This is a genomic window from Paraburkholderia sp. BCC1886 (assembly GCF_900996245.1).
Classification (GTDB): domain Bacteria; phylum Pseudomonadota; class Gammaproteobacteria; order Burkholderiales; family Burkholderiaceae; genus Paraburkholderia.
Genome location: NZ_CAAJGK010000049.1, coordinates 13,513 through 38,026, shown reverse-complemented (window position 1 = coordinate 38,026; position 24,514 = coordinate 13,513). Strand labels below are relative to the sequence as shown.

Sequence of the window (24,514 nt, the reverse complement as noted above, 5' to 3'; positions counted from 1 at the left end):
TCAGTGCAGACGCCCGGCGGCGATATAGGTGAACACATGCGCGAGAAAGCGTGCGATTTCGCGGCTGGCCCACGGTGCGGTGACGATCAGCACGATGCCCACGCAGATGATCTTCGCGCCGTACGGCAAGCTTTGATCCTGAATCTGCGTGATCGACTGCAACAGCCCGACCAGCAGACCGACCGCAGTGGCCACCGCGAGTGCGGGCAGCGACAACCAGAACACCAGCAGCAACGCGTCGCTGGACAAGGTGGCGAGAGACGGCAGTCCGTTCATTTGACATAGCTGACGATCAGCCCATGCATGAGCTTCGAGATGCCCGACACCGAGACGAGCATGAAGAGCTTCAACGGAATGGACACCGTGCTCGGCGACAGCATCATCATGCCCATCGCGCTCAGCACGTTGGCGACCACCAGGTCCACGACCAGAAACGCGATGTACAACAGAAACCCGGCTTCGAACCCGCTCGATATTTCGCTGATCAGAAACGCGGGAATCAGCAACGCGAGGTCGGTTTCGCGCGCGTCGCGCTGCGGGTCGATCCGTTTCGCGGCGGAGACGAGGAACTGCCGCTCGTCGGGCCGCGAGTGCTGCAGCATGAATTCGCCGAGCGGGCCGCGCACCGCCTGCACGATTTCGGCGGGACGCGGCAGGCTGGCCGCGGCCGCGCCTGAGTTTCCGCCGTTGGCGAGTGCCGCGACATCGTCGCGGCCGGCGTCGAGCGCGGCTTCGATCTTTGCGATCGTCGGCGCCATGACCACCAGCGTCGCGGCGAGCGCGAGGCCGGAGATCACCAGATTGCTCGGCGCCTGCTGCACGCCGAGCGCGGAGCGCAGCAACGTCAGGACGATGCTGAACTTCGTGAACGACGTCGTCATCACCACCGCGAGCGGCAGCAGGCCGAGCATGAAAAATACGCTGACGACCTGCAACGGATCGAATTGCGCGCTCATGCCGGCAGATCCTGATGCGTCAGACGCGTAATGCGCACGCCGAGCGCGCCGTCGATATCGATCAGCTCGCCGCGTGCGAACGGAATGCCCTGACACAACAGCGTGACGGTGCGCTCGCGCGCCGGCAGACGGAACGCGACGATCGAGCCTGCGCGCAGATGCGCGAGTTCGGCCACCGACAGCGACAGTGTGCCGAGCACGGCTTCGAAGGCGAACGTCAGGGCGTCGATCGGCAGCAGTTCGCTGGTGACTTCGACGGGCGGGGTGTCATCGGGCAGGACATGGTCTATCACGGTGGATTCCTTGGAGAGGTTGAGCAGGATGCGGCACGCGCTCATTCGCAGCGGCACGCGCAGGTAACACGAATCACGATCGAACAGCAGGGCGTCGCCCACGGCGATCTTGCGCAACCGCGGCAGCGAGAACGCGGGGCCTGGCAGACAAACCGGCAGGCGCACGTAGAGACGTTTCAGCAGAGCGCGGGGCGACGTGCGGGCGGGCGAGCGTTGCTGGAGCCACGCATCCACCGCGGCGCTGCGCAACGAGAAGTGCGCGGCGCGGCCGCTCCCGTCATGCGTCACGGCGATGCCGTAAGCGCCCCGCTCCACCGGCGCGTCGAAAGCGAGCGCGTCGGCTTCGAGCGTGAAACCGAACAGCCCTTCGAGCGCGCACAGGTAGTCGCCGAGCGCGTCGGCGAGATGAAGCAGCGCCGCGTCGCCGCGGGCGTCGAGCACCTCGCGCGCGAGTTCCGGCAGCAGCGCGCCCGCATCGCAACCGGCGCTGAACGGCGCGTTGGCGGCGAGGCCTGAGATCTGGCATGTGTAACGCTCGCGACACGGCTCGAATTGCAGCGTGTAACGCTCCATGCCGACGCTCACCGTAAGCGGGCTGCCGAAGTGACGGATGGCAAGGTTAATTCGCTCGACGTCCGCGAGCGCGACGGTTTCCATATCGGACCAGAGCGTCATGGCGTGTCTCCGGCGAGCGACGCCGCATTCGTCAACGCCGCCAAGGCTTCGCGCACGCCGCGCTCCATCGTCTCCAGCGGCGTTTCGCCGCCGGCATCGGGGAAACCGTACGCGCGCAGTACCGCGGCGACGCCGTCGCGCATGCCGCGCTCCAGTTCGCGCAACTGCACTTGCAGGCCGCCGTCGATCACGCCCGATTCGGTTTCGATCACGCACGAATACGCCGGCAATCCGGCATCGGCGAGCACGGTACAGAGCGGCGTATCGAGCTCCGCCTCGACGGCGGCGATCAGACCGCGCGCCGCCTCGAACACGCCCGGCGCGACGCGCACCGAGATCAGCCGCTGCGATTGCGACACGCTGATCGAGCGCAGCAACTGCTGGGTCAGCGCCGCCGACGGCGGCAACTCGCCGACGATGTCGTGCACCGCCGCCAGCACGATCTGCATGAGACGGTCTTCCAGCCGATGCGCGATGAACGCCGCCGCGGCCATCTGCCCGGCGTGCTCGCGCAGCGCCGCCGCCGTGCCGGCCGCATGGCCGTGCCGCCAGGCGCGCCGCTTCAAGGCGCGTACCTCGGTGCCGAGACGGCGGCGCTCCTCAGCCGTCTCTGCCGCGCGGCCCGCGTCGATGGCGCGCAGTCCGTCGAGCGCCGCGAGTTCGTGCGCGCTCAGATGGCCGTCCGATTCGATATGCCAGTCGCCCAGCCGACAGATCAGCATGGCTCGGCCTCCATCAAACGGCGCGCATCGGCGACCAGTTCGCGCGCCGCGGCAGCGGACAGGTCGTGCACGCGATAGCGCTCCGCGGCTTGCGCCATCTCGCGCGGCAAACGCAGGCTCCACCAGAAGGCGTAACGCGAGTCGGCGACCGCCGCGAGCGCCAGCGCCAGCCCGGCCGCGGTCATGTCGCGCCGGCTGAACAGCGACGGCGCGGGCTCGACTTTCAGATCGCCCAAAGCCGCCCGCGGATGCCGCTGGATCGCACCGAGCAGACGCGGCGCGACGCCGATCGCAAACTCGGCGCGCGACGACGCGGCCACCACGCGCCGCAACGACGACGCGAACGCCAGCGCGGCGACGATGCGGCATAGCCGCGCGCACGCCGGTCTGGGCCAGATCGGCAGCGACGGCGGCACGTCGGCGAGCGCCACCTGAATGAGTTGCGGATAGTGGCCGAACAGAAACGCGTGCGCGTGACGCGCGCGCCGTTCGTCGCGAATCGGCTGGCCGTGTTCGAGCCAGCTGTGATGCGCCCAGTAAGCCGGCGCGCAGGTGTACGCGTGTTTCATGCGTCACCCCCGCTACGCTTCGCCGGGGTCGAACGCCGCTGGCCGCCGGCCGGTTCGCGCGGCGGCGCTTTCGGGCCGAACCACGAGCGGATGCCGGAGCGCCACAACCAGACGAAGCCGCTTGTCAGCAGCACCAGCAGGGCCAGCACGCCGAGCATCACGGTGACGCGCGAGGGCGCCTGCCGCGGGTCGTCCGCGCAGGTCGTCGCGGCGACGCCGCCGGCTGCGCTGGCGATATCGCGACCGTCGCCGCAACGTCCCGGAAAACTCAGCACCGGCGTGACGGCGACCAGCGTCAGCGAGACGCGCGCGGGCGTCAGCCCTTCGACACCGCCGGCGACCAGCGCGCGAATCCGCTCGCGCATCGGTTCGAAGTTGTAGTCGCTGCGGTAGCGCATCATCACGGAGGCCGACGGCAGCGTGTCGTGCGAGGCGTCCATCGGGTCCTTTTCGGGCAACACGATATGCACGCGCGCCAGCAGCACGCCGTCCATTTTTTCGAGCGTCTCGGAGATCTCCTGCGACAGGCCGTACACGTAGCGGATGCGATCTTCTTCGGGACTCGAGATCAGCCCCTGACGGCTGAACAGTTCGCCGAGATTCGCGTGGCCGCCGCGCGGCAGCGCATAGGCGCTCGCCAGTTCGGTCGCGACGACCGCGTCGGCGTCGTCGACCGACACGCTCCAAGTGCGGTCCGGATTGCGTTCCTTGTAGCCTTCGATGCCGTGATGACTCAGCGCCGCGACGATGCGGTTCGCCTGGTCCTCGTCCAGACCTTCGAACAGCGAGGTTTTGCAGCCGGCGAGGAGCAGCAGCACCGGCAGCAGGATCAGGGCGCGGCGCATCAGCTTCGCTGCGACAGCGTCTGGATGGCGCGGCCGGTCTCGTCGGCGACGCGTACGGTCATCTGCACCTGCATCGAAAAAGCACCCATGTCGGCCTGCAGACGCAGCATGTCCGAGGTCGACATGCGGCCGGAATCGAGTTGATCCAGATGCGTCGTCAGCTTTTGGGTCGACGCGTCCTCGACGTCCTGCGCGCGCGCCAGCAGACGTTCGATCAGCACGGGGCCTTGCTCGGTCGTGGCGCCGGGTTGGCCGCCGAGGCTGCCCGGGCCAGGCTGGATCGGCGCAACGGGCAATGGGGACCACGCGGCGGCTGGTGCCGGCATGGCTGAAACAGGGGTTGGCAACATATCAATGCCCGCCTCGAATGGTCAGTCGTTCAATGGTTGAGAGAGCGCTCGCGCGCGGCGTGCCGTCTTCGGGACACGCAACGCCCGCGGCATCAAGGGCTTGGGGAGCAAGAGGGGCACGGGGGGCACGCACGTAAGGCGCGCATTCGGGCAGATTCAGAAACGCCGCCGCCATCGACGCCGCGCCGGGTTCCTCGTCGGCGCCGCCGGCGTCGGTCACTGTCTGCAGCGTGCGCACGCCGAGCGCGTAGTGGCCTTCGAGCACCTGGCACACGCCGAGCCACGCACGCGCCAGCGCACTGTCGGGCGCGACCTCGACCGCGCGGCCGAACAGCAGCGAAGCCGCCCGGTAATGCGCGCGATCGAGTTCCACGAGGCCGAGGCCGAGATGCGGAAAAGCGCGCCGCGGATACAGCAAGGCCAGCCGCTCGAACAGATAGCGCGCCTCGTCGAAGCGTCGATAAACCCGCGCGTAGTGGCCGATCGAAATCAGCAGTTCCAAAGTGTCGTCCTGCATCTGCAATGACTCCGAAGACGCCGTGAGGCGTCTTCGTCCCGATCAGAAAAGGTGGTTTAAAGGAGCGTTAATGCGAAGCGCGCGCGGTTTCCTTCTGCGCGTCGGTCAAGCCCTGGATGCAGGCCGTCGCCACGCTCTGCGTGGCGTTGACCGAGCCCATGGCCTGCTGCACTTTCATCATCGCGGTGTTCTGCTGCTTGTCGTTGGCGCCCTCGGCCTGGCCGAGCTTGCTGTCGAAGTCCTTGTTCTGCTTCTCGAGAATCTTCGCCAGCACTTCGGCGACCTTCTGGGCCGAGATGCCGCCGTTCGCGCCGACGGTCGAACCGCCGCCTCCGGTGACGCCCGTGGCTGCCGGATTCGGGGACATCGTGTTGTTGACTTGAGTCATGACTGGTTTTCCTTAAGGTTGTCGCTCGCGTTTGTGAAGTTGGCACTTCGTTCCACCACTTGCCGAGCCGCGCGCAAACACTCGACAAGCAAAACTATTTCTTTGCGCAGCGCCGGCGCCGTGGTCGGCAGCGCGCTGCTGAGGCAACCGATCTCCTGCGTCAGTTGCCGCGCGATCGCCTCTCGCCCTGCTCCGCCGGCTTCGGCGAGGCGCGCCTCGAGCGGCAGATCGGCGCACGCGCCAAGCGTGCTTTTAGCGGCAGGTGTCCGGGCCATGAGGGGTACTCGTAAAAAATTCGTAGATCGAACCGTCGTCGCGCGTGAGCTCCGCCACGCATGCCGAGATTCGCGTGATGCGCCCGCCGGGCAGACGCGCGCCGGCGAAATAGCGCACGCCTTGCGCGTCGGTGAGCCAGACCACGTGATGGCTCGCCAGCAGGTTCATGCCGAGCGCTTCGAGCGGCACGCGGACCTTGGTGCCCGACTGCGCGTGGCCCGGAAAACCGAGTTCGCGAAGTCCGTCGAGTTCGCGCTGCGCTTCCTTGGCGACGCGCGCGTAGTCCCACGATTCGGGCGAGAGAAAGCCTTGCGCGCCCGGCAACAGCGCGTCGAACGAACCGGCCGCGGCGGGCCGCAACTGCGCGCCGCGGTAGTAGCGCGCGAGGAAGTCGCCGAGTTGGTCCTGCAGTTGCGCGAGCACCACCACGTGCATCACCGGGGCGCGTTGGCGCGACCAGGCTTGCGCGGTGAGCGCGGCCAGATCGGCGGGAGACTGCACATAACCTTCGTAGACGAGCGCGCCCGACTTCGGGTCGGCACGCTGCGTCACCAGCCGGAACCGTGCGTCGACCGGCGCGGGATGCGGTGTGTCGGCGACCGGATGCGCCGCCAGCCAGGCGAGCAGCGCGAAGGCGAGCGGTGCGGCGAACACCGTTGCTTTGGTGGCCGGCGTAGCGGCGTGCCAGCGCTTCGCGCAGTACGCGAGCGGCGCATGCCGTAGCAGATAGGCGCGCTCGGCGGCGGTAGCGCTGGCGGTGACGCTGGACGGGTTGGCGGCATCGCGGCCGCCGAAACGGAAGGCCGCCGTGCCGGCTGAAAACCACGCGCCGTGTTGCAGCAGCACGCGCCGCCCCGGCGGCAACGGCCGGCCGAATACCGTCACGCGCGGCTGCCGGGCAACGAGCGAGAGCGCCGCGCCGTGTAGCTGGACGGTGGCGTGCAGCGGCTCGACGCCTTCGTCGAGCACCATCAGGTCGGCTTCGTTACCGCTGCCGATCTGCAGCGGCCGGTCGGCCGGCAGGGCGACGCTCGCGCCGGCATGCAAGCCGCCGGTCACGACGATGTATGCGTTAGCGGTCATGACGGCGCTCCCACGGCAATTGCGCGACGGGGTCGAGCGCGGAGCGCGGCGTGGGGATTGGCGGCGGCATCTGCATCGGCGCGGGAGACGCAGGCGCAGATGGTGCAGCGCGTGGCGCCAGCGATTGCAGCGCGGCGGCGACCGATGGCGGCATGCCGGGGTTCGAGGCACGAGTTGGCGCCGGTGTGGGGGACAAATTGATCGCCGGATTGATCGCCGGATTGATCGCCGGGTTTGTCGGCGGATTTGTCGCCGAAGTTGGTGCCGCGGTCAGTGTCTGCGTTGACGCCGGTGTTGTCGCCGTACTCACCACCGGAGTCGATGCCGGAGTGAGTGCCCGAGTCGGCGCCGCGCTCGGCGCCTGCGCTAGCTCCAGCGGCTGCGCCGCGAAAGCCAGCGCGGCCACCGCACCAGACGCGGCCGGACCCGCCGCCATCGCCCGTGCAACGCCCGCATCCATCGACGACCCCGACGGCGCCGCGAGCGTCGCCCCGTTGTCGGCCGGCATCCGCTTGAGCCGCGGGGTAATCAGAATCAGCCGCTCCAGCCGTTCGCGGCTCGTGCGGGTATCGCGGAACAGCGCACCGAGGTACGGCACGTCGCCGAGCACCGGCACCTTCGAGGTGGTGTTTTCACTGCGCTCGTATTGATAGCCGCCGACCAGCAGACTCTCGCCATCGCGCACGATCGCCTGGGTGACGATCGAATGGTTGTCGACCCGCGGAATGCCGTCGACCGACATCGACGAATTGAACGCGCCGTCCTCGATCTGGATGTTGAGCCGGATATTGCGCCGCGCGTCGCCCGCCGATTCGACGCTGGGCGTCACCTTCAGCGTGAGGCCCGTGTCGATGTTGAACAGGTCGACGTCCTGATTGCCGGCGACGCGCACGTACACCGAGCTGGTCGAGGTCAGCACCGCCTCCGTGTTGTTCAGCGTGAGCACCTGCGGACTCGACAGCACGCGCGCCTGGCCCGCCTCCTCCAGCGCATGGATCTGCGCGAACAGGTATTGCGCCGAGTTGCCCACGAGCGTCGCCAGATTCAGCCCGGCCGCAAGGCCAGGCGCCGTGACCAGCGCGGGCAGGCCGAAACTCAGCGGCGCGTTGGTGATGCCCGACGCGCCGTTGATCCGCCCGGTCGCCCCGCCCCACCGCACGCCGAGGTTGCGCGCCGCGTTCGACGACACGTCGATCACCACCGCATCGATTTCGACCAGTTCCTGCGGCTGATCGAGCATGGCGATCGCCCGCTCGTAGTTCGGCATCATCGACGCGAGGTCGTTGATCACGACGGAATTGGTGCGGGCGTCGGCCACGATGTTGCGGCGTGCGGGGGTTGCGCCGGGTCCGTCGATGCGACCGGATGGGTCGGCCGCGTTGCTCAGGTCGGCGGAGTCGAGCGGGTCGCGCCGGCCGGCACGGGCCGTGGCCGGAGCAACGCCCGAAACCGGTAGTCCCGCAGCACCGGGCGGCAGCGGCGGCACGTCGGCGTTGGCGTCGCTTTCGGTGTCGCCCCGCCCGCCGCCCGCCAGACCCAGCCCACGCAGGCTCGGCAACGGCGGCGGTCCGCCGCGCGCGGCGCGGGCATCGCTGCGTTGCTCGGCGCGCGAGCGCACCGGGCGCGGCGTAGTCGACTGCCACGTATCTTCCATTACCCGGCGCAGCAACGAAGCGACGCCCGGCAGCACCTGTTCGCGCGTCCCGACTGCGTAGTGCACGTCTTGCGCTTGCGCATAGCGCAGCGGAAAAATCCGGATCTCGGTTTCGTCGTAGGACGGCGCCGCGCTGCTCTGCCGCTGCGCGTTGTCGATCGCCTCGGCGACCGCCGCGACGAAGGCGGACGGACCGGCAACCCTCGCGGTCGTCGCCGAATAGCGGATCGGCAGGCGGGCATCGTCGAGGTCGAGGTTGCGCAGCAGCGACGCTACGGCTTCGCGCGTCATCGGCGCAAACGGAATCACCTGGCTGCGCACGCCCGCCGCGGTCGCCACGTGCATGGCACGGCCGTCGAAATACCACACGAGACCGTAGGCTTCGACCAGTTGCGTGAAGACGTTGCCCGGCGTGTCGTCGAACCGGCCGTTGACCACGCCCTTCACGTCGCGGCCGATGTTCGCCACCAGCCCCTCCACCGCCAGCACGTCGCGCAGGACATCGGGCAACGGCGTGCCGTTGGCCGCATAGTGAATCGGCGCGCCGTGCCAGACCGGCGTGACCGCCTGCGCCCCGGGCACCAGCAGCACCGCCCAGGCCATCGCGAACCGGCCCGCCATGTGACACACGACCTTGCCGGTCACGTATGGCGGCCGGGAGCGGTATGCACCGCCGGCCTTTTTTCGGGACGAATTACTGCGCCTATTGATAAGCATCGACAATTCCTGGCTACGTTTCATGGATTACGCCATTGAAATGTAGCCGCGCCGTTCAAGCCGAAGGTCATATCTATTCATCACAATTAAAATCGGCATGAATAAATCGCTTCCGCCCCGGGATTTAAACCGGACGAGCAAAAAAATCGCGTACACGACTCGTCCTAATTCATCCTGTTTTGACAAAAATCCCATATCTAAAATAAGACGACGAGCCAAATGCTCGGCGTCATACATCTGTATGACCTCATTGACGCGCCACAGAGGAAGATTGTCCGGTCGTCACTTGAATTCAATCAGAAATGAGACCAGATCCATTCGAATCACGTCGCAAATGCGCGGATATCTCGAAATGCATCGGAAGGATAAAAGCCGTGCTGGAGGCGGCACCTTCCGTTAATCCGACATCTACCTACGCATGCGGATGACACGTTATTGCAACTTCACCCCGCAGCTTGCCAGGCCACGACAGCGCTCCGTCCGGATCAACGGATTAGCGACCTGTTTGAGGCTCGAAGAGGTTTACTGGCGAATCATCGAGGAAATCGCTCGCCAGGAATCGCTGACGGTAGGAAAACTGATTTCACGATGGGCGCTTGAAATTGATCTGACCCAGGAAACCATCTGCAACTTTACGGGCTTCGTCAGAATCATTTGCGTCACGCAATTACTCGATAAACAGCATCCTATCGATCTGAGAATGATCGATCCGGATCTAGCCAGCAATTAATCCGAATTAACCGTAAAGGAGGTCGATAAACCAGGCACTTCAAGTATCACCGTCGCAATGCGTTAAATCATCCGGAAAACGGCGGCCGGCCCTGCCGGCGCCGCGCTATTTTCCGGTCAACTCCGTTGTTCAATCGAGTCGATACCGGCTCACCAAGACATAAGGATTCGATCATGACGAATGCAATCAGCAGCCTCGGCAACAGCATGCCGTTCGATGCGGGCAATCTGCAGCCGCCCGTTCAGAACGATGCGCAGAACAGCACCTCCGTCAGCACCGTCAAGATGATCTCGACCGAGGCCGCCAACGACGTCGGCGGCGGCCAGAACGGTCTCGGCCTCGGCGGCACTGCGCCCACGGCGGGCGACGACGGCGCTGGCGCCAGCGGACAGGGCGGTTCGGACGGCGGCCAGGCTCTGAACCAGATCATGGACATGATCAAGAACGCGCTCACGGCAGCGATGCAACTTGCCGGGCCGATGCTCGGCATGCTCACGTCGATGCTGGGCAAAGCCGGCGGAGCGGGAGGCGGCGCGGGTTGACGCGTGACGCGATAAGCCCAGCTTGAAAGGAGCCGGCCGCCGCACCGCGCGTCCTGCCGGACGCGGCGGGCGCGCCTGCGGCGGCTGGCTCGTGGGTGGGGCGTGGGTGGGGCGTGGGTGAGACTCAACGGACTCGCGACCGACCTGCAGCCGGCCCAACACGCCTTGGACGTGCCCCAACCCTCCGGTAGACTGACGGCCCGCGCTGCCTGTTGCCACGTCTACCCGGATCGTCCCGTTTTGAATCGTTACGCCCTGCTTCTCATCACCTCGATGCTGCTGGTCGGCAGCAATGTCGGCATCGGCAAATCGATCGTCGGCTTCATCCCCGTTCCCGTGTTTGCGCTACTGCGTTTCGTCATTGCGATGGCCGTGCTGTGGCCGCTGTTGCGCGTCGCAAAACTGCGCCGCGTCAAACCCGGCGAATGGCTCAATCTGTTCCTGCAGGCGCTGTTCGGTACGTTCGGTTTCACGCTGCTGATGCTCGGCGGCGTCCAGCGCACCAGCGCGGTCGCGGCCGGCGTGATCACCAGCACGATTCCCGCCGTCGTGGCGCTGCTGTCGTGGCTGATTCTCAAGGAACGGCCGGGCGGACGCGCGCTGGCTTCCATCGGTCTCGCGATCGTCGGCGTGGTGGTTATCAATCTCGCGCAGGCCGGGCAGGGTGCGCGCAACGAGGCTTCGGTCACGGGCAATCTGATGGTGCTCGGCGCCGTGTTCTGCGAATCGCTGTACATCATCTTCTCGCGCCGGCTCACGCAAACCCTCGCGCCGCTCGATATCTGCGCGTACACCCACCTGTTCGGGCTGCTGCTGATGCTGCCGTTCGGCGCGGGCGCGTTCGCCGGCTTCGATTTCCGCGCCGTGCCGCCGGGCGTCTGGCTGCTGGTGCTGTGGTACGGATTGTCGGCGAGCGTGTTCGCGTTCTGGCTGTGGATGAAAGGCATCCGCCACGTGCCGGGCAGCCTCGCCGGCGTGTTCACCGCCGTGCTGCCGGTCGCCGCGGCGCTCTACGGCATCGTTTTTCTCGGCGAGCAGCCCACGCTGGCGCACGGCATCGCGCTCGCCTGCGTGCTCGCCGGCATTGCGCTGGCGAGTCTGAAGGGCAAACAGGCGGCGCCGGCGTAACAGCGCCCGCCGCGGCGCAGCAAAGTCTTGCGGCGCTGTACAATGTCGCGCCCGACGTGGACTTTGGCGGCCGATCCGGCCGCGCATCGCACCATCCGCACCCGGCTCGACCCGAAACAACCCGAAACAACCCGCTGCTCCCCACGCGCTAAATCTGCGTTCACCGCGCGCCGGTATCGCGGCCGCTTAAGCGCCGGGCGGCAGTCCGAATTCCGTCACCTGCGTTTCATCCGACTCCTGCCTATGTCCGCTCCGCGCACCGACCCGCCCCGTCAGCGCCGCCCGATGCGCCCGCTGCCCGTCATCATCTTCATGAGCCGCTGGTTGCAGGTGCCGCTCTATCTGGGCCTGATCGTCGCCCAGGCCGTGTACGTGGTGCTGTTCCTGAAAGAAGTCTGGCACCTGGTGACCGCGTCGCTCACGCTCGACGAAACCAACATCATGCTGGTCGTGCTCGGCCTGATCGACGTGGTGATGATCTCGAACCTGCTGATCATGGTGATCATCGGCGGCTACGAGACCTTCGTGTCGCGTTTGGGCGTCGAGGGTCACCCGGACGAACCGGAATGGCTCGACCACGTGAATGCCGGCGTGCTCAAAGTCAAACTGTCGATGGCGCTCATCAGCATCTCGTCCATCCATCTGCTGAAAACCTTTATCAGCCCGGACCAGAACTCGACGCACACGATCATGTGGCAGGTCATCATCCACGTGGCGTTCCTGGTGTCGGCGCTGGTGATGGCGCTGGTCGACCGCCTCACCACGCATACGCATCCCGAACATTTTCACGAGCCTGCCGGCAAGTCCGCGGCGGGCCCGACTGCTTCCCCTCCCCTGAAGGCGCACGACTGAGCGCTGCCCCGCGACCAGACCCAAAAGCGCCATGTCCCCCAAGAGCTAGCCATGACCGTCATCAAACAGGAAGATCTGATCCAGAGCATTGCTGATTCGTTGCAATACATCAGCTATTACCATCCGCTCGACTACATCCAGGCGCTCGGCCGCGCGTACGAACTCGAACAGAGCCCGGCCGCGAAGGACGCCATCGCGCAGATTCTCACCAACAGCCGCATGTGCGCCGAAGGCAAGCGCCCGATCTGCCAGGACACCGGCATCGTCACGGTGTTCGTGAAGGTCGGCATGGACGTGCGTTGGGAAGGCGCGACGATGGGCGTGACCGACATGATCAACGAAGGCGTGCGGCGCGGTTATCTGAATCCGGAAAACGTGCTGCGCGCGTCCATCGTGAGCCCGCCCGAAGGCGCGCGCAAAAACACGAAAGACAACACGCCGGCCGTCATCCACTACGAAATCGTGCCGGGCGACAAGGTCGACGTGCAGGTTGCGGCGAAGGGCGGCGGCTCGGAAAACAAATCGAAGTTCGCGATGCTGAATCCGTCCGACTCGATCGTCGACTGGATTCTGAAAACCGTGCCGACCATGGGCGCGGGCTGGTGCCCGCCGGGGATGCTCGGCATCGGCATCGGCGGCACCGCGGAAAAAGCGATGCTGATGGCGAAGGAATCGCTGATGGACCCGATCGACATTCAGGACGTGATCGCACGCGGCCCGCAGGACTGGATCGAAGAACTGCGCGTCGAGTTGCACGAGAAGGTCAACGCACTCGGTATCGGCGCGCAGGGTTTGGGCGGTCTCGCGACCGTGCTCGACGTGAAAATCATGGCCGCGCCCACGCACGCCGCGAGCAAGCCGATCGCGATCATTCCGAACTGCGCCGCGACCCGTCACGCGCATTTCACGCTGGACGGTTCGGGCGTTGCGAAGCTCGAAGCGCCGTCGCTCGACGCATGGCCGAAAGTGCAGTGGGAACCGGATACCGAGAAGAGTCAGCGCGTCGATCTGAACACGTTGACGCCGGAGCAGGTCGCGAGCTGGCAACCGGGCCAGACGCTGCTGCTGTCGGGCAAGATGTTGACGGGCCGCGACGCCGCGCACAAACGCATCGCCGACATGCTGGCCAAGGGCGAAAAGCTGCCGGTGGACTTCACGAACCGCGTGATCTACTACGTCGGTCCGGTCGATCCGGTGCGCGACGAAGCGGTCGGTCCGGCCGGTCCCACGACGGCCACGCGGATGGACAAGTTCACCGAGACCATGCTGTCTCAAACCGGTCTCATTTCGATGATCGGTAAAGCCGAGCGTGGTCCGGTCGCCATCGAAGCGATCAAGAAGCACAAGGCCGCGTATCTGATGGCCGTGGGCGGCGCCGCGTATCTGGTGTCGAAGGCGATCCGCAGCGCGAAGGTGCTCGCATTCGAAGACCTCGGCATGGAAGCGATCTACGAGTTCGACGTGCAGGACATGCCGGTGACGGTCGCGGTCGATTCGAACGGCACGTCGGTGCATCAAACCGGTCCGAAGGAATGGCAAGCAAAGATCGGCAAAATTCCTGTCGCGACGGTCTGATCGGTATTGACAAGCGCTTAAATCAGCGACGGGAAAAATAAGCCGGGGCCTCGAAACCCCGGCTTTTTTATTGTGGAATGAGAACGGTACGCATCACACGAAAAACCCTTGGAAATCAAGCTAAAAACTGAATTTATGGCTTGGCTTTTGGCGCTTCGGCGTTTATCGTTCTGGGAAATTGAAATCCCCAATAAGGAATCATCATGCAAGGCGATAAGAAAGTCATCGAATACCTGAATGCTCAACTGAAGAACGAGCTCACGGCCATCAACCAGTACTTCCTGCATGCGCGCATGTACAAGCATTGGGGCCTCGAAAAGCTCGGCAAGCATGAGTACGATGAATCGATCGGCGAAATGAAGCATGCCGACTGGCTGATCCAGCGCGTGTTCATGCTCGACGGTCTGCCGAATCTGCAAGACCTGCACAAGCTGCTGATTGGCGAGGAGACCAAAGAAGTTCTCGAATGCGATCTGAAGCTCGAACAGATTTCGCAGAGCACCTGTAAAGAAGCGATCGTGTATTGCGAGTCGGTGCGCGATTTCATCTCGCGCGAAATCTTCGTGAAGATTCTCGACGACACCGAAGAACATATCGACTGGCTCGAAACCCAACTCGACCTGATCGACAAGCTCGGTATCCAGAACTACCAGCAAACGGCAATGGGCCCGATCGAAGGCTGATCGCACCGGCCGGAATGCGCCCACTCCCCGGCGTGGGCGATATACTTTCGCACCTTCTGCTTCCGGCTCCCGCGCCGTGCCGCGCGAGTCCTTCCCGTCCATGTCAGCTGAATCGCCGTCTTCGAGTGTCCGCATCGACCTGTCGGGCGTCGCCTCGCGCGCGCCGGTCGGTATTTTCGATTCGGGGCTCGGCGGCCTGTCGGTGTTGCGGGCGGTCCGCGCGCAAATGCCCGGCGAAGCACTCGTCTACGTGGCCGACTCGCGATACGCGCCGTACGGCGAACGCGACGACGACTTCATCTGCGATCGCACCGTCGCGATCTGCAAGTGGCTTTATCAGCAAGGCGCCAAGGCGCTCGTGGTCGCGTGCAATACGGCGACCGCGCAGTCCATCGCGCTAGTGCGCGACACGCTGCCCATTCCGCTGGTCGGCGTGGAGCCCGGCATCAAGCCGGCCGCCCTCCAGTCGAAAACCCGTGTTGCCGGCGTTCTCGCCACGCAGGTCACGTTGCGCAGCGCCCGCTTTCAGGGATTGCTCGAACGCTATGCAGCGGATTGCCGCTTCCTCTGTCAGCCGGGTCATGGACTCGTGCAGGCGGTCGAGCGCTGCGACGTGGGCTCGGCGGAATTGCGCGCGCTGTTGCGCGGTTATCTGGAACCCATGCTCGACGCCGGCGCCGACACGCTCGTGCTCGGCTGCACGCACTACCCGTTTCTCGATGCGGCGATTCGCGACATCGTCGGCGACCGGCTGACCCTGATCGACACCAGTATCGCGATTGCGCGGCAACTCGAGCGCGTACTCGACCAGCATGGTCTGCGTGCCGCCTCCTCCGGCGACGCACCTGTTCCGCCGCGCTTTTTTTCGACCGGCGACGGCAGCCATCAGCAACAACTCACGGCCACGCTGCTCAATCTTCACGCGACGGTCGATCACGTCGTGATCCCTTCGCGGCGAACCGCCACGCCGGATTCCCAAGCCGCATAAAACGGTACCCAAACCTTACAAGCCTTGTACAACGGGCTTTTCCGCCGGTTCCACGGCAATCTCCGAAGCTCCGCGGGTACTGCCACACCCCTGTGAAACCCTCCTAAGAGGCTGGTTTTGTTACAAAAAATCAGTCAGGGTGCTTGCCAAACGACACAAACAAAATGATAATAATTCGCATTAACGTTAGCTATGACGCCCTGCCATGATTGTCTGTGTCTGCAAGTCTGTTTCTGACCGAAAGATCCGTGCTTCGATCGCGGATGGCGTCGACTCCTTCGACGAACTGCAATTCGAACTTGGTGTCGCATCGTGTTGCGGCAAATGCGCCGAGTCGGTACGCGATGTGATGTTGCAAAGCGGTGTCTGTGCGAGCCGCTGCGGTGTCGAACATTATGCGCAGGCCGTTCCGCTGACGTTTTACGAACGCAAGGCCGCCTGAAGCCGGCGCTTCGCGGTTCGGCGCCCGCCGCGCCGCGGGTGCTTTCATCGCCCTGCTTTCAACGCGCTGCTTCCAGGCGCTCAGTCCACTACCGTCAGCAAGCCAGGATGCCTACAGCCAGCTAGCCCGCTCACCCGTTAAAAAGGAGTTCGAGATGGAATTGCTGATTGGCTTCGTGACTACTTTGTGTATTTCGTTACTGATCTTCCGAACATGACGATGTCCTGCCCGACGCGCCGCCTGACCAGCGCGCCAACCCGTTAATATGCCGGCTTCGCCTACCGTTTCAGCCGGTGTCATGCCGGCTTCGTCCACCCGACTGAACCCCCGCACCCTGACCGCGACTGCCGCGGTCATGGCCATTCATGTCGCGCTGCTCGCGGTGCTGCTGAGCGTGCGTCACGCGCCGGTTCAGCCGCAACTCGAGTCGCAGGTGATGAGCGCGGAACTGTTGCCGCCGGCGCCCGTCGCCGCGCCGGCTGCCGTGCAGTCGATCGAGCCGCCGCCACCCAAGCCCACGCCGCCTGTTCACACCAAGCCGAAGGTCCAGCCCAAGCCGACGCCTACGCCGAAGCCGACCCCCACGCCGTTGCCGCAAGCCGCGGCGCCCTCGCCTACGCCAATCGCCTCGCCCGCTCCGACGCCTCCGGCACCCGCTGCCCCTGCCGCGCCTACCGCACAGGCGGCACCGGCGATCGGTCGTGAAACGATGCAGATCACCGCACCGAAAAACGTCTCGCACCTCGACTGCAGCATCGCCAAACCGGATTACCCGACGCTCTCCAGGCGTCGCGGCGAAACCGGCACCGCGTATGTGCGTTTCGTGGTGGGTCTGACGGGCAAACTCGAAGACATCGAACTGAAGAAAAGCAGCGGTTTCAGCCGTCTCGACGACGCCGCGCTCGCCGCCGTACGTGGCAGCGCCTGCAAACCTTATCTCGAGAACGGCCAGCCGGTTCGGGCCGCTTACACCCAGCCTTACGACTTCAATCTCGACGATTGAACGATTGAAGCAGATTTCATAAAGGGAATTGCAATGCAGAACTACGGATTGGCGCACGTGTGGGCGCAAGGAGATTTCGTCACGCGCGGTATCGCACTGGCGTTGTTGATCATGTCGGTCATGTCGTGGAGCGTGATCGTCATCAAAGGCTGGAACGTGATGCGGCTCAAGCGGCTCACGAAGAACGCCGAGCAGGCGTTCTGGCATTCGGACGATCTCGCCGACGGCATCAAGAAACTCGGCGCCGAGTCGTCGAAGCCGCTCGACAACCCGTTCCTCGCGCTCGCCTTGTCGGGTCAGGAAGCGGCGGACCATCATCACCAGACGCAACCGCATCTGCACGATCGCATGGACGTGTCCGACTGGGTCACCCGCTGCCTGAAAGACACCGTGGACGACAGCGTCGCCCGCATGCAGAGCGGCCTCGCCATTCTCGCGTCGATCGGCAGCACGGCACCGTTCGTCGGTCTGTTCGGTACGGTGTGGGGCATTTATCACGCGCTGCTGGCGATTGGCGCAAGCGGCCAGTCGTCGATCGACCAGGTGGCCGGTCCGGTCGGCGAAGCGCTGATCATGACCGCGTTCGGTCTGTTCGTCGCGATTCCGGCGGTGCTCGGCTACAACGCGCTGACGCGCGCCAACAAGAGCATCGTGGCGAAGCTGAGCCGCTTCGCGCACGGTCTGCATGCCTTCTTCGTGACGGGCGCCCGGCTGTCGTCGTCCAAACGCGGCGACGGTCTGCGTCTCGCTTCGCGCGCCAACTGATTCACGAGGCCCTCCAATGGCAATGAGCCCCTTCGCCGGCGACGATGACGACGGCCTGATGAACGAAATCAACATGACGCCGCTCGTCGACGTCATGCTGGTGCTGCTGATCGTCTTCATGGTGACGATCCCGGTGATTCGTCACGCAGTCAAAATCGATCTGCCGCATGCGAGCAGTCAGAAGGAAGACACCAAGCCCGCGCAGGTCACCGTGTCGATCGACGCGGACGGCAATGTGTCGTGGGACGACCAGAAGGTCGACGATGCGGCACTGAGTGCGAAGATCGCGGCCGCCGCGCAGGCGACGCCGCAGCCGGAGTTGCATCTGGATGCGGACCGCAAGGTTGCGTACGAGAAGGTAGCGCAAGTGATGTCGGCAGCGCAGGCCGGCGGCCTGACGAAGATCGGTTTCGTGACACAGCCCAAGGGCAAGTAAAGCGGGCGGTTTTTACGAAGCAAAGTAAAAGGCCTTCATCGTCGGATGAAGGCCTTTTTTTGTGCGCACTCGGCGCCTTCGGGCGGCGGGATTATTTGCCATCGGTCGAAGACTGATGACTCGAATCGTCGCATGCGACGGCCGTGGTCGACACGGACAGCGCGGTCAGCCCTATCAGACTCGCTATGATAGCGGCCATGAGTTTTCGCATAAGCGACTCCTTAGCGAAGGGTTTTCAATATAAGCCTGCGACCGTGCGCGTTCAAGCAGATGCCCATTGAAAGTACTCATGACAGGCCGCGCTTAAATGCCAAAAACGATGCTGCGGCGCATCGACGTCACGACGCCACTGCCAGCACCGGACGCTCCTCCTGCTTCTTGCGCTGCTGCGTCGGACATTCGCCCATGATGTGCTTGCCGTCGTCCGGGTCGAGCATCTCGACCAGATAGTCGACGAACGCGCGCACGGCCGACACCATTCCCTGCCGCGACAGAAACACCGCGTACAACTGCGGCACGGGAAAAGTCCAGCCCGGCATCACCGGCGACAACTGCCCCGCACGCAACGCGGCGCCATACATCATTTCCGGCAATGCGGCGATGCCGACGCCCGCCAGGACCGCTTCGCGAATCGTCATGAGGTCGGCGGTCACGAGACGCGGTTCGTGCTCGTGCACGTGACGTGTACCGTCGGGTGCGATCAGGTTGTAGACGTGGCGACCGTCGCCGGTCGGCACGTCGAGCGTTTCGAAATTCTTCAGGTCGGCGGGCTGCAAAGGCGGCGCGTTCTGTTGCAGCAGGCTCGGCGCGCCGACCAGCATCTGCTGCGTGCGCCACAACGGCCGCACCACGATATTGGCGTTTTCCGGCGGATCGGAACGTACGCGCAACGCGACGTCGATTGAATCTTCGAACAGATCCACCACGCGATTGGTCACGCGCATCACGACCCGCACTTCCGGATAACGATGCATGAATTCCGGCAGGATCTGCGACAGGATGGTTTGCGAGATCGTCACCGGCACGCTGACGCGCACACTGCCGCGCGGCGAAGAGCGCAACTGCTGCACGACGTTGACCGCCGCCTGCGCTTCGCTCAGCATCGCCTGGCAATGCCGGTAGAACAGTTCGCCGGCTTCGGTCAGCGCCAGCTTGCGCGTGGAGCGCTGCAACAGGCGCACACCCAGCGACGCCTCGAGTTCCGTCAGGCGGCGCGACAGACGCGATTTGGAAATGCCCAGCACGCGTTCGGCCGCGGAAAACCCGCCATGTTCGACGACCTGCGAAAAATACATCAGGTCGTTCAGATTGTGTGAATCGATCTTCATCTCATCGTTCCAGTAATAGAACAATCCATTGCGCAGCGGCGGCTGGCAGCGCGAAAAACGGTCCCTATAATAGCTCCTCGTTTCAAAAATAACGCTATTCCCCATTTTTTCGAGGTGACTTTGATGAGCACGGCACGCACGATCGAACGGACGTTTCCGGCGGTTCGCACGGTAGAGGGCGGCGGCTTCATCGTTCACCGGCCGTTTCCGACGCGTCTTCTGATGGACTTCGATCCGTTTCTGCTGCTCGACGAAATGGGCCCGATCGACTACGCGCCCGGCGAGGCAAAGGGCGCGCCGGACCATCCGCATCGCGGCTTCGAAACCGTCACCTATGTCCTCGAAGGTCAGTTCGGCCATAAGGATTCGGCGGGCCACTCCGGCACGCTGCACGCCGGCGACGTGCAATGGATGACCGCGGGCGCGGGCGTGGTCCATAGCGAAATGCCGGACCCGTCGTTTGTGCGCACCGGCGGCCGCGTGCACGGTCTGCAACTGTGGGTGAACCTGCCGCGGCGCGACAAGATGATCGAGCCGCGTTATCAGGAAATCCCGTCGTCGAGCATTCCGGTGGCGAGTTCGGCGGACGGGCAGGTGCGCGTGAAAGTCATCGCCGGCGAAGCGCTCGGTGTGAAGGCGGCCATCGAAACGCGCACGCCGATTCTCTATCAGCATTTCTCTTTGCAGCCGGGCGCGACCGTCACTCAGCCCGTGCCCGCCGACTATCGCGTGTTCGCCTATAGTCTGTCCGGCCAGGGCTTCTATGGCGAAGGCGACGCGCGTGTGCAAGCGGATGCGCAAAAAATGGTGGTCTTCAACAACGACGGCGATACCGTCACGCTCACGGCGGGCGCCGAGCCGCTCGACGTGCTGCTGCTCGGCGGCGTGCCGCTGAAGGAACCGGTGGTGCGCTACGGCCCGTTCGTAATGAATACCGAAGACGAGATCCGTCAGGCCGTGGTCGACTACCAGAGCGGCCGCATGGGCGAGATCACGCACTAAGCGGGCGCCGACATTCCGGCAGAGTATCGGCGCGGCGGCGCGGCAGCCGCGCCGCTCGAGATTCGTTCACAATAGCGGTTCGTGCCGCGCGCCCGCCCTTCGATCAGGACGGCCCAAGACGTGCGGCAATCTCCGTCCTCTTCAGGAGCGCGCATGGCAGAACCCACCGTCACCGCCCACATCGGTTCGACGAATTACCAGGTCCTCTTCGACGACGGCCGCCACACCTGGCTCGCCGACGAACCCGAATCGCTCGGCGGCGGTGACCGCGGTCCGACACCTGTCACGCTGCTGCTTTCCAGTCTCGGCGCCTGCACCGCCATCACGTTGAAAATGTACGCGCAGCGCAAGGAGTGGCCACTCGCCGACGTGCGCGTGACACTGTCGATCGAAACCGGCGCCGAAGGCAGCACCATCGACCGCAGAATCGTGCTGGAAGGTGACCTCTCGGACGAGCAGCGCGAACGGCTCTTGCAAATCGCCAACGCGTGCCCAGTTCACAAGATCCTGACGCACTCCATCACGGTACGCTCGGGACTCGCCGTCGCGTAATCCGCCGCGCGCCCAACGCTCTCATAGGAAGCCGTCGTTTTGAATTTCGAACACCTCATCCAGATCAACGATCCGTTGAATCCCTTTGTCGAGTCGATGACTCCCGCGCAGTTGTGGGAAGGACTGGTGCTGCGCGCCGAGCAACCGCAACTGTTCGTGCTGGGCCTCGACAGCTGCACGATCCTGTCGCGCGAAGGCAATGTGCTCGAGCGCGAACTGCACTACGGCAAGGCCACCGTGCGCGATCGCGTCACGCTGCTGGACCAGCGCAGCGTGCGCTACGACATTCTGCCGACCGCGGACTATGTCGGCGGGTCGCTGACGATGACCATCGAGCAGCCCGACGATCTGCAGTTGTTCCTGCGCTTCGAATACGCGACGACCTTGCCCGTCTCCAATGACCAGGACGCCGTGCAAACGCAGGAGATCGTCAAATCGGCGTATCGCGAGAACGATATCGATACGGTCAGGCTGATCCGCCAGTTCGTCCAGGCGAAACAGGACCCCGGCTCGCTGCATTGACACCGGCATGCGGACGTCCTGTCCGCATGATTCGACTATCGAAAGTGGAATCCGATGAATTTCTCTTGCTTGTAAATGGGAATAGTTATCATTTAGAATTAATCCATCGAATCGACGAACAGCACAATCCAGATGACCGATCTCTCCCGCGCTTCCACACTCAGCCTGCGCCGTCCGGCAGCCGCGCTGACCAGCCGTCCGAAAGCATCGGCGATTTCGGCGTCGACGAACACGGCCGGGGTCGCTCCCGCAGCGAAACCCGCGGCGGATCGTGCCGGCGGAAACGCGGTTTCAGCGGATCGGGTCGTGCGCAGCGACGCACTGCTGCAAGGACATAGCCACGTGAGCATCATGCATAACGGCGAGACGTATCAGTTGCGCGCCACGCGTCTGGGCAAGCTGATTCTCACCAAGTAGTTCGTACAGGGTATTGTGGGGACCACCTCTTCGAGAGGTGTTGGGCATTAGCCAGCCACGACGGCTTGCACGTGAGAACTAGACCCCTTCGTGCAGAGATAAAGCCAGCCGTCGCAGCCAGCCAGGCCGCTTTTTTGGTTCTCACGCAATGCGGATACACGTCGCAACGTGCATCGCAATCGAGTAAAAGAAAAGCCGTGAAGATGAGCATTCGTCTTCACGGCTTTTTGTTTCAGGAATTCACTTCGACGCCCAGCCCCAGAACATCAGCCACCAGGCGCTATCTACCACGGCCAATGCCGCGCAGAACCACATCATCGCCAGTCCACGTCGAACGATGCGCTCACTATAACGGCGCGTCACCAGCCACGCGAGCCACGCGCTCCACAGGTTCGCGACCGCCAGAATCGCGATGCGCAGGTCGGTCGCCCACCACAGTGCGACGTGCTCCGCGCGCAGCAATGCCAGCGTGGTCGCCGACAGCCCGAGAAACACGCCGGCGCCCGCGATGGGAATCAGTCCCTGCGTCAGATGGTGCAGACGCACGCCGCTGAATCGCCCTAGCATGCGCGTCGCGCCCATCAGCAGAAACAGCAGGACCGTGCCGTATGCGAGCGCAGTGGCGAGGATATAGCCGATCACCATCGCGCCGTCGAGCCACGAAAACACGTCGTTCTGTTCGGGGTAATGCGTGAATAAAAACCATGGCGCGTTCGTGTCGAGCGGCCAGGTGATGTCGTGATCGATCAGCCACGTGGCGAAGAAGGTTTTCAGCTCGACGAACCAGCGCGACGCCGTCCAGTGGAACGCGCCAATCGCAATGCCGAGCAGGCCATAGAGAATCAGCGCGGTGTCCCATGGATTCGCCTGCCGGTCGCCGAGTTGCACGACTTCTTCCGAGGGCGCGCGCCACGTCAATGCCACCGCGTCGCGATGACCGCTGCAGCGGCCGCACATATGACAGTCGGCCGCGCCCTTCATGTTACGCAACGGGACCAGCGGCGCGCAGTTGATGGGCACGACGCGGTGTCCGTGCTCACCTTCCTTGTAGGAGCGCCGCCATGCCTGTTCGTCGACCCGGTAATGGAACGGTGCGAGACGTGCCAGCAGCGCAAACACCCCGTTGACGGGGCAGAGATATTTGCACCACACGCGCTTCTCGCGCCCGTACAGCAAACCGATGACGATCGCCGCCAGCGTCGAGCCGCCCAGCACCAGCAGCACGGCTTTCGGATACTGGTAGACGCTGACCATCTGGCCGTAGATGGTGGTGATGCCGAACGCCGCGAACGGCCAGCCGCCCCAGCGCATCCAGCGTGGAATCGCGCGGCCGCGGCCGTGTTTGCTGGCGAATTCGGCGAGCGCTCCTTCGGGACATAGCACGCCGCACCAGACGCGGCCGAGCATCACCATCGACAGCAGCACGAACGGCCACCAGATGCCCCAGAACACGAATTGCGCGGCGAGTGTCAGGTTGGTCCATAGATGGGCCGTGTCGTCCGGCAGCGGCAGCACCGCGGGCACGAGGATCAGCAGCGCGTAGACCGCGACCACGACCCACTGGATTGCGCGGATCGCCGCACCGTGGCGCTGCATCCATTGCCCTGCGGCAGCGAGGCGCCCCGCCCGGCTCACGACGGTGCTCATGCTGCGCGCCCGGCGGCGGTCTGCCGTGCGTTCGGCTTGCGGTTCGCCCGCCGCACCAGCAGATAGACGACGGCCCAATAGACGGCGTAGGCGATCAGATTCATCAGCGCCGGATGCGCACGGTAACCGGTGAGCGTGGCGACCAGCGAGCCCAACGTGCTCGAATCGTCGAGTAACGCAGACGAGTTCCAGAGCTGATCGACGACGGTCGGCAGGACTTCCTTGTCGATCAGCTTGTCGACGCCGGTCTGGAACAGAGCCGCCCCGAGAAACAGCAACATGATTTCCGTGACGCGGAAAAACAGCCGCCAGGAAAAATACTTGCCGCCCAGTTGCAGCACGTAGAACGTCAGCAGCGCGAGGCCCAGTCCGATGACCACCGCCAGCAACTGGCTGCCATCCACGTGACCGGACTGACCAAAGCCGAGGCCGTACAGGAAGATGACCGTCTCGCTGCCTTCACGAGCAATGGCCAGCGCGACCAGCAGCGCCACGCCCCACCAGTTCGAGTCGCGCCGGCTTGCTTGCAGCGACTGCTCCATATCGCGCTTCAGCGTGCGGCCGTGCTGCTTCATCCACAACACCATCTGCACGATCAGCACGCAGGCGACCAGCACCATCGCGGTCTGGAAATAATCCTGCGCGTCGCCGGACAACACTTCCGTGAATCCGACCAGCGCCGCGCCCAGCGCAACCGCCGCCACCAGACCGGCCACCACCCCGCCCCATAAATACGGCAAGCCGCGACGCGCGTCGTCGTCGCCGTTTTTCAGCCAGGCGTACAGAATGCCGACGACCAAGAGGGCCTCCACGCTCTCCCGCCACACGACGAATAAAATCTGCCCCATCGAAAAGCT

Annotated in this window: 30 protein-coding genes; 15 read left to right on the top strand and 15 right to left on the bottom strand. The window is 64.4% G+C overall.

The genetic code is table 11. The annotated features are described in order from the left end of the window. The 12 genes from sctS to sctC all read right to left on the bottom strand — a co-directional run bounded on the left by sctS (window position 1) and on the right by sctC (window position 9,045). Window positions 1–276 carry a type III secretion system export apparatus subunit SctS gene (gene sctS, locus FQ746_RS17170; protein WP_144110572.1) on the bottom strand — a complete coding sequence of 92 codons (276 nt, stop codon included), beginning with the start codon at window positions 274–276 and terminating at the stop codon, window positions 1–3. Then, a complete protein-coding gene (locus tag FQ746_RS17165; RefSeq protein ID WP_144110571.1) occupies window positions 273–956 on the bottom strand; it encodes an EscR/YscR/HrcR family type III secretion system export apparatus protein in 684 nt (227 codons plus the stop codon). The genes sctS and FQ746_RS17165 overlap by 4 nt, the downstream gene beginning before the upstream one ends. Continuing rightward, window positions 953–1,924 (bottom strand): FliM/FliN family flagellar motor switch protein, encoded by a 972-nt coding sequence (locus tag FQ746_RS17160; RefSeq protein ID WP_144110570.1) that lies wholly within the window; start codon window positions 1,922–1,924, stop codon window positions 953–955. Before FQ746_RS17160 ends, FQ746_RS17165 begins: the two co-directional genes overlap by 4 nt. Continuing rightward, window positions 1,921–2,646, bottom strand: coding sequence for a FliH/SctL family protein (locus FQ746_RS17155; RefSeq protein WP_144110569.1), 726 nt, complete (start codon window positions 2,644–2,646; stop codon window positions 1,921–1,923). Before FQ746_RS17155 ends, FQ746_RS17160 begins: the two co-directional genes overlap by 4 nt. Then, window positions 2,640–3,215 carry a hypothetical protein gene (locus FQ746_RS17150; protein ID WP_144110568.1) on the bottom strand — a complete coding sequence of 192 codons (576 nt, stop codon included), beginning with the start codon at window positions 3,213–3,215 and terminating at the stop codon, window positions 2,640–2,642. The genes FQ746_RS17155 and FQ746_RS17150 overlap by 7 nt, the downstream gene beginning before the upstream one ends. Further along, complete coding sequence (gene sctJ / locus FQ746_RS17145) at window positions 3,212–4,060, bottom strand: type III secretion system inner membrane ring lipoprotein SctJ (RefSeq protein WP_144110567.1); 849 nt, start codon at window positions 4,058–4,060, stop codon at window positions 3,212–3,214. Before sctJ ends, FQ746_RS17150 begins: the two co-directional genes overlap by 4 nt. Further along, complete coding sequence (locus FQ746_RS17140) at window positions 4,060–4,410, bottom strand: acyl carrier protein (RefSeq protein ID WP_144110566.1); 351 nt, start codon at window positions 4,408–4,410, stop codon at window positions 4,060–4,062. Before FQ746_RS17140 ends, sctJ begins: the two co-directional genes overlap by 1 nt. Window position 4,411: 1 nt before the next feature. Beyond that, window positions 4,412–4,927, bottom strand: a complete 516-nt coding sequence (locus FQ746_RS17135) for a hypothetical protein (RefSeq protein WP_144110565.1) — start codon at window positions 4,925–4,927, stop codon at window positions 4,412–4,414. A gap of 67 nt (window positions 4,928–4,994) precedes the next feature. Then, a complete protein-coding gene (locus tag FQ746_RS17130; protein WP_144110564.1) occupies window positions 4,995–5,315 on the bottom strand; it encodes a hypothetical protein in 321 nt (106 codons plus the stop codon). Then, the gene (locus FQ746_RS17125) at window positions 5,312–5,590 is read right to left on the bottom strand and encodes a hypothetical protein (RefSeq protein WP_144110563.1); all 279 of its coding nucleotides are present in this window, start codon (window positions 5,588–5,590) and stop codon (window positions 5,312–5,314) included. The genes FQ746_RS17130 and FQ746_RS17125 overlap by 4 nt, the downstream gene beginning before the upstream one ends. After that, window positions 5,568–6,674: a hypothetical protein gene (locus FQ746_RS17120; RefSeq protein WP_144110562.1), complete on the bottom strand. Its 1,107-nt coding sequence runs from the start codon at window positions 6,672–6,674 to the stop codon at window positions 5,568–5,570. The genes FQ746_RS17125 and FQ746_RS17120 overlap by 23 nt, the downstream gene beginning before the upstream one ends. Further along, window positions 6,664–9,045: a type III secretion system outer membrane ring subunit SctC gene (sctC, locus tag FQ746_RS17115; protein WP_144110561.1), complete on the bottom strand. Its 2,382-nt coding sequence runs from the start codon at window positions 9,043–9,045 to the stop codon at window positions 6,664–6,666. The genes FQ746_RS17120 and sctC overlap by 11 nt, the downstream gene beginning before the upstream one ends. Window positions 9,046–9,469: 424 nt before the next feature. On the opposite strand from sctC, the gene FQ746_RS17110 reads away from it, so the two are divergent. The 11 genes from FQ746_RS17110 (at window position 9,470) to FQ746_RS17060 (ending at window position 18,189) form a co-directional block, all read left to right on the top strand. Continuing rightward, the gene (locus tag FQ746_RS17110) at window positions 9,470–9,775 is read left to right on the top strand and encodes a ribbon-helix-helix domain-containing protein (protein WP_260854086.1); all 306 of its coding nucleotides are present in this window, start codon (window positions 9,470–9,472) and stop codon (window positions 9,773–9,775) included. Between the two features lie 173 nt (window positions 9,776–9,948). After that, entirely contained in the window at window positions 9,949–10,317 is a 369-nt protein-coding gene (locus tag FQ746_RS17105; RefSeq protein ID WP_144110560.1) for a hypothetical protein, read from the top strand. Between the two features lie 240 nt (window positions 10,318–10,557). Beyond that, window positions 10,558–11,445, top strand: a complete 888-nt coding sequence (locus tag FQ746_RS17100) for a DMT family transporter (protein WP_144110559.1) — start codon at window positions 10,558–10,560, stop codon at window positions 11,443–11,445. Between the two features lie 243 nt (window positions 11,446–11,688). Further along, window positions 11,689–12,297, top strand: coding sequence for a TIGR00645 family protein (locus tag FQ746_RS17095; protein ID WP_144110558.1), 609 nt, complete (start codon window positions 11,689–11,691; stop codon window positions 12,295–12,297). Window positions 12,298–12,348: 51 nt separating this feature from the next. Continuing rightward, window positions 12,349–13,872 (top strand): fumarate hydratase, encoded by a 1,524-nt coding sequence (locus FQ746_RS17090; RefSeq protein ID WP_144110557.1) that lies wholly within the window; start codon window positions 12,349–12,351, stop codon window positions 13,870–13,872. A 203-nt stretch (window positions 13,873–14,075) separates the two neighbouring features. Beyond that, window positions 14,076–14,555, top strand: coding sequence for a bacterioferritin (gene bfr / locus FQ746_RS17085; protein WP_144110556.1), 480 nt, complete (start codon window positions 14,076–14,078; stop codon window positions 14,553–14,555). Between the two features lie 100 nt (window positions 14,556–14,655). Beyond that, entirely contained in the window at window positions 14,656–15,543 is an 888-nt protein-coding gene (gene murI / locus FQ746_RS17080; protein ID WP_144110555.1) for a glutamate racemase, read from the top strand. 205 nt (window positions 15,544–15,748) lie between these two features. Continuing rightward, entirely contained in the window at window positions 15,749–15,985 is a 237-nt protein-coding gene (locus tag FQ746_RS17075; protein WP_144110554.1) for a bacterioferritin-associated ferredoxin, read from the top strand. Between the two features lie 265 nt (window positions 15,986–16,250). Next, the gene (locus FQ746_RS17070; protein WP_144110553.1) at window positions 16,251–16,988 is read left to right on the top strand and encodes an energy transducer TonB; all 738 of its coding nucleotides are present in this window, start codon (window positions 16,251–16,253) and stop codon (window positions 16,986–16,988) included. A gap of 33 nt (window positions 16,989–17,021) precedes the next feature. Beyond that, a complete protein-coding gene (locus FQ746_RS17065; RefSeq protein WP_144110552.1) occupies window positions 17,022–17,753 on the top strand; it encodes a MotA/TolQ/ExbB proton channel family protein in 732 nt (243 codons plus the stop codon). A 16-nt stretch (window positions 17,754–17,769) separates the two neighbouring features. Continuing rightward, a complete protein-coding gene (locus tag FQ746_RS17060) occupies window positions 17,770–18,189 on the top strand; it encodes an ExbD/TolR family protein (protein WP_144110551.1) in 420 nt (139 codons plus the stop codon). A 338-nt stretch (window positions 18,190–18,527) separates the two neighbouring features. Here FQ746_RS17060 and FQ746_RS17055 read toward each other — a convergent pair whose 3' ends face one another. After that, window positions 18,528–19,517: a LysR family transcriptional regulator gene (locus tag FQ746_RS17055; RefSeq protein ID WP_144110550.1), complete on the bottom strand. Its 990-nt coding sequence runs from the start codon at window positions 19,515–19,517 to the stop codon at window positions 18,528–18,530. 123 nt (window positions 19,518–19,640) lie between these two features. Here FQ746_RS17055 and FQ746_RS17050 point away from each other — a divergent pair, with 123 nt between their 5' ends. The 4 genes from FQ746_RS17050 (at window position 19,641) to hemP (ending at window position 22,010) form a co-directional block, all read left to right on the top strand. Then, window positions 19,641–20,519, top strand: a complete 879-nt coding sequence (locus tag FQ746_RS17050; RefSeq protein WP_144110549.1) for a pirin family protein — start codon at window positions 19,641–19,643, stop codon at window positions 20,517–20,519. 153 nt (window positions 20,520–20,672) lie between these two features. Next, window positions 20,673–21,071: an OsmC family protein gene (locus FQ746_RS17045; protein ID WP_144110548.1), complete on the top strand. Its 399-nt coding sequence runs from the start codon at window positions 20,673–20,675 to the stop codon at window positions 21,069–21,071. A gap of 39 nt (window positions 21,072–21,110) precedes the next feature. Continuing rightward, window positions 21,111–21,593: an SRPBCC family protein gene (locus tag FQ746_RS17040; RefSeq protein WP_144110547.1), complete on the top strand. Its 483-nt coding sequence runs from the start codon at window positions 21,111–21,113 to the stop codon at window positions 21,591–21,593. Window positions 21,594–21,725: 132 nt separating this feature from the next. Further along, a complete protein-coding gene (gene hemP / locus FQ746_RS17035) occupies window positions 21,726–22,010 on the top strand; it encodes a hemin uptake protein HemP (protein WP_144110546.1) in 285 nt (94 codons plus the stop codon). Between the two features lie 240 nt (window positions 22,011–22,250). Here the strand turns inward: hemP and FQ746_RS17030 are convergent, their stop codons facing one another. Together FQ746_RS17030 and FQ746_RS17025 are read right to left on the bottom strand one after the other, a co-directional pair. Beyond that, complete coding sequence (locus FQ746_RS17030) at window positions 22,251–23,657, bottom strand: 4Fe-4S binding protein (protein WP_144110545.1); 1,407 nt, start codon at window positions 23,655–23,657, stop codon at window positions 22,251–22,253. After that, a complete protein-coding gene (locus FQ746_RS17025) occupies window positions 23,654–24,505 on the bottom strand; it encodes an FTR1 family protein (protein WP_144110544.1) in 852 nt (283 codons plus the stop codon). Before FQ746_RS17025 ends, FQ746_RS17030 begins: the two co-directional genes overlap by 4 nt. Window positions 24,506–24,514: the final 9 nt, after the last annotated feature.

Bases quoted from the DNA above. Each gene is read 5' to 3' on its own strand.
- sctJ (WP_144110567.1), bottom strand. From the start codon at position 4,060: ATGCGCCGCGCCCTGATCCTGCTGCCGGTGCTGCTGCTCCTCGCCGGC.
- murI (WP_144110555.1), top strand. From the start codon at position 14,656: ATGTCAGCTGAATCGCCGTCTTCGAGTGTCCGCATCGACCTGTCGGGC.
- FQ746_RS17025 (WP_144110544.1), bottom strand. From the start codon at position 24,505: ATGGGGCAGATTTTATTCGTCGTGTGGCGGGAGAGCGTGGAGGCCCTC.
- FQ746_RS17110 (WP_260854086.1), top strand. From the start codon at position 9,470: ATGACACGTTATTGCAACTTCACCCCGCAGCTTGCCAGGCCACGACAG.
- FQ746_RS17090 (WP_144110557.1), top strand. From the start codon at position 12,349: ATGACCGTCATCAAACAGGAAGATCTGATCCAGAGCATTGCTGATTCG.
- FQ746_RS17125 (WP_144110563.1), bottom strand. From the start codon at position 5,590: ATGGCCCGGACACCTGCCGCTAAAAGCACGCTTGGCGCGTGCGCCGAT.
- FQ746_RS17060 (WP_144110551.1), top strand. From the start codon at position 17,770: ATGGCAATGAGCCCCTTCGCCGGCGACGATGACGACGGCCTGATGAAC.
- FQ746_RS17070 (WP_144110553.1), top strand. From the start codon at position 16,251: ATGCCGGCTTCGCCTACCGTTTCAGCCGGTGTCATGCCGGCTTCGTCC.
- FQ746_RS17120 (WP_144110562.1), bottom strand. From the start codon at position 6,674: ATGACCGCTAACGCATACATCGTCGTGACCGGCGGCTTGCATGCCGGC.
- FQ746_RS17135 (WP_144110565.1), bottom strand. From the start codon at position 4,927: ATGCAGGACGACACTTTGGAACTGCTGATTTCGATCGGCCACTACGCG.
- FQ746_RS17155 (WP_144110569.1), bottom strand. From the start codon at position 2,646: ATGCTGATCTGTCGGCTGGGCGACTGGCATATCGAATCGGACGGCCAT.
- FQ746_RS17165 (WP_144110571.1), bottom strand. From the start codon at position 956: ATGAGCGCGCAATTCGATCCGTTGCAGGTCGTCAGCGTATTTTTCATG.
- sctS (WP_144110572.1), bottom strand. From the start codon at position 276: ATGAACGGACTGCCGTCTCTCGCCACCTTGTCCAGCGACGCGTTGCTG.
- sctC (WP_144110561.1), bottom strand. From the start codon at position 9,045: ATGCTTATCAATAGGCGCAGTAATTCGTCCCGAAAAAAGGCCGGCGGT.
- FQ746_RS17160 (WP_144110570.1), bottom strand. From the start codon at position 1,924: ATGACGCTCTGGTCCGATATGGAAACCGTCGCGCTCGCGGACGTCGAG.
- FQ746_RS17075 (WP_144110554.1), top strand. From the start codon at position 15,749: ATGATTGTCTGTGTCTGCAAGTCTGTTTCTGACCGAAAGATCCGTGCT.
- FQ746_RS17095 (WP_144110558.1), top strand. From the start codon at position 11,689: ATGTCCGCTCCGCGCACCGACCCGCCCCGTCAGCGCCGCCCGATGCGC.
- hemP (WP_144110546.1), top strand. From the start codon at position 21,726: ATGACCGATCTCTCCCGCGCTTCCACACTCAGCCTGCGCCGTCCGGCA.
- FQ746_RS17065 (WP_144110552.1), top strand. From the start codon at position 17,022: ATGCAGAACTACGGATTGGCGCACGTGTGGGCGCAAGGAGATTTCGTC.
- FQ746_RS17030 (WP_144110545.1), bottom strand. From the start codon at position 23,657: ATGAGCACCGTCGTGAGCCGGGCGGGGCGCCTCGCTGCCGCAGGGCAA.
- FQ746_RS17130 (WP_144110564.1), bottom strand. From the start codon at position 5,315: ATGACTCAAGTCAACAACACGATGTCCCCGAATCCGGCAGCCACGGGC.
- FQ746_RS17055 (WP_144110550.1), bottom strand. From the start codon at position 19,517: ATGAAGATCGATTCACACAATCTGAACGACCTGATGTATTTTTCGCAG.
- FQ746_RS17045 (WP_144110548.1), top strand. From the start codon at position 20,673: ATGGCAGAACCCACCGTCACCGCCCACATCGGTTCGACGAATTACCAG.
- bfr (WP_144110556.1), top strand. From the start codon at position 14,076: ATGCAAGGCGATAAGAAAGTCATCGAATACCTGAATGCTCAACTGAAG.
- FQ746_RS17050 (WP_144110549.1), top strand. From the start codon at position 19,641: ATGAGCACGGCACGCACGATCGAACGGACGTTTCCGGCGGTTCGCACG.
- FQ746_RS17140 (WP_144110566.1), bottom strand. From the start codon at position 4,410: ATGTTGCCAACCCCTGTTTCAGCCATGCCGGCACCAGCCGCCGCGTGG.
- FQ746_RS17150 (WP_144110568.1), bottom strand. From the start codon at position 3,215: ATGAAACACGCGTACACCTGCGCGCCGGCTTACTGGGCGCATCACAGC.
- FQ746_RS17105 (WP_144110560.1), top strand. From the start codon at position 9,949: ATGACGAATGCAATCAGCAGCCTCGGCAACAGCATGCCGTTCGATGCG.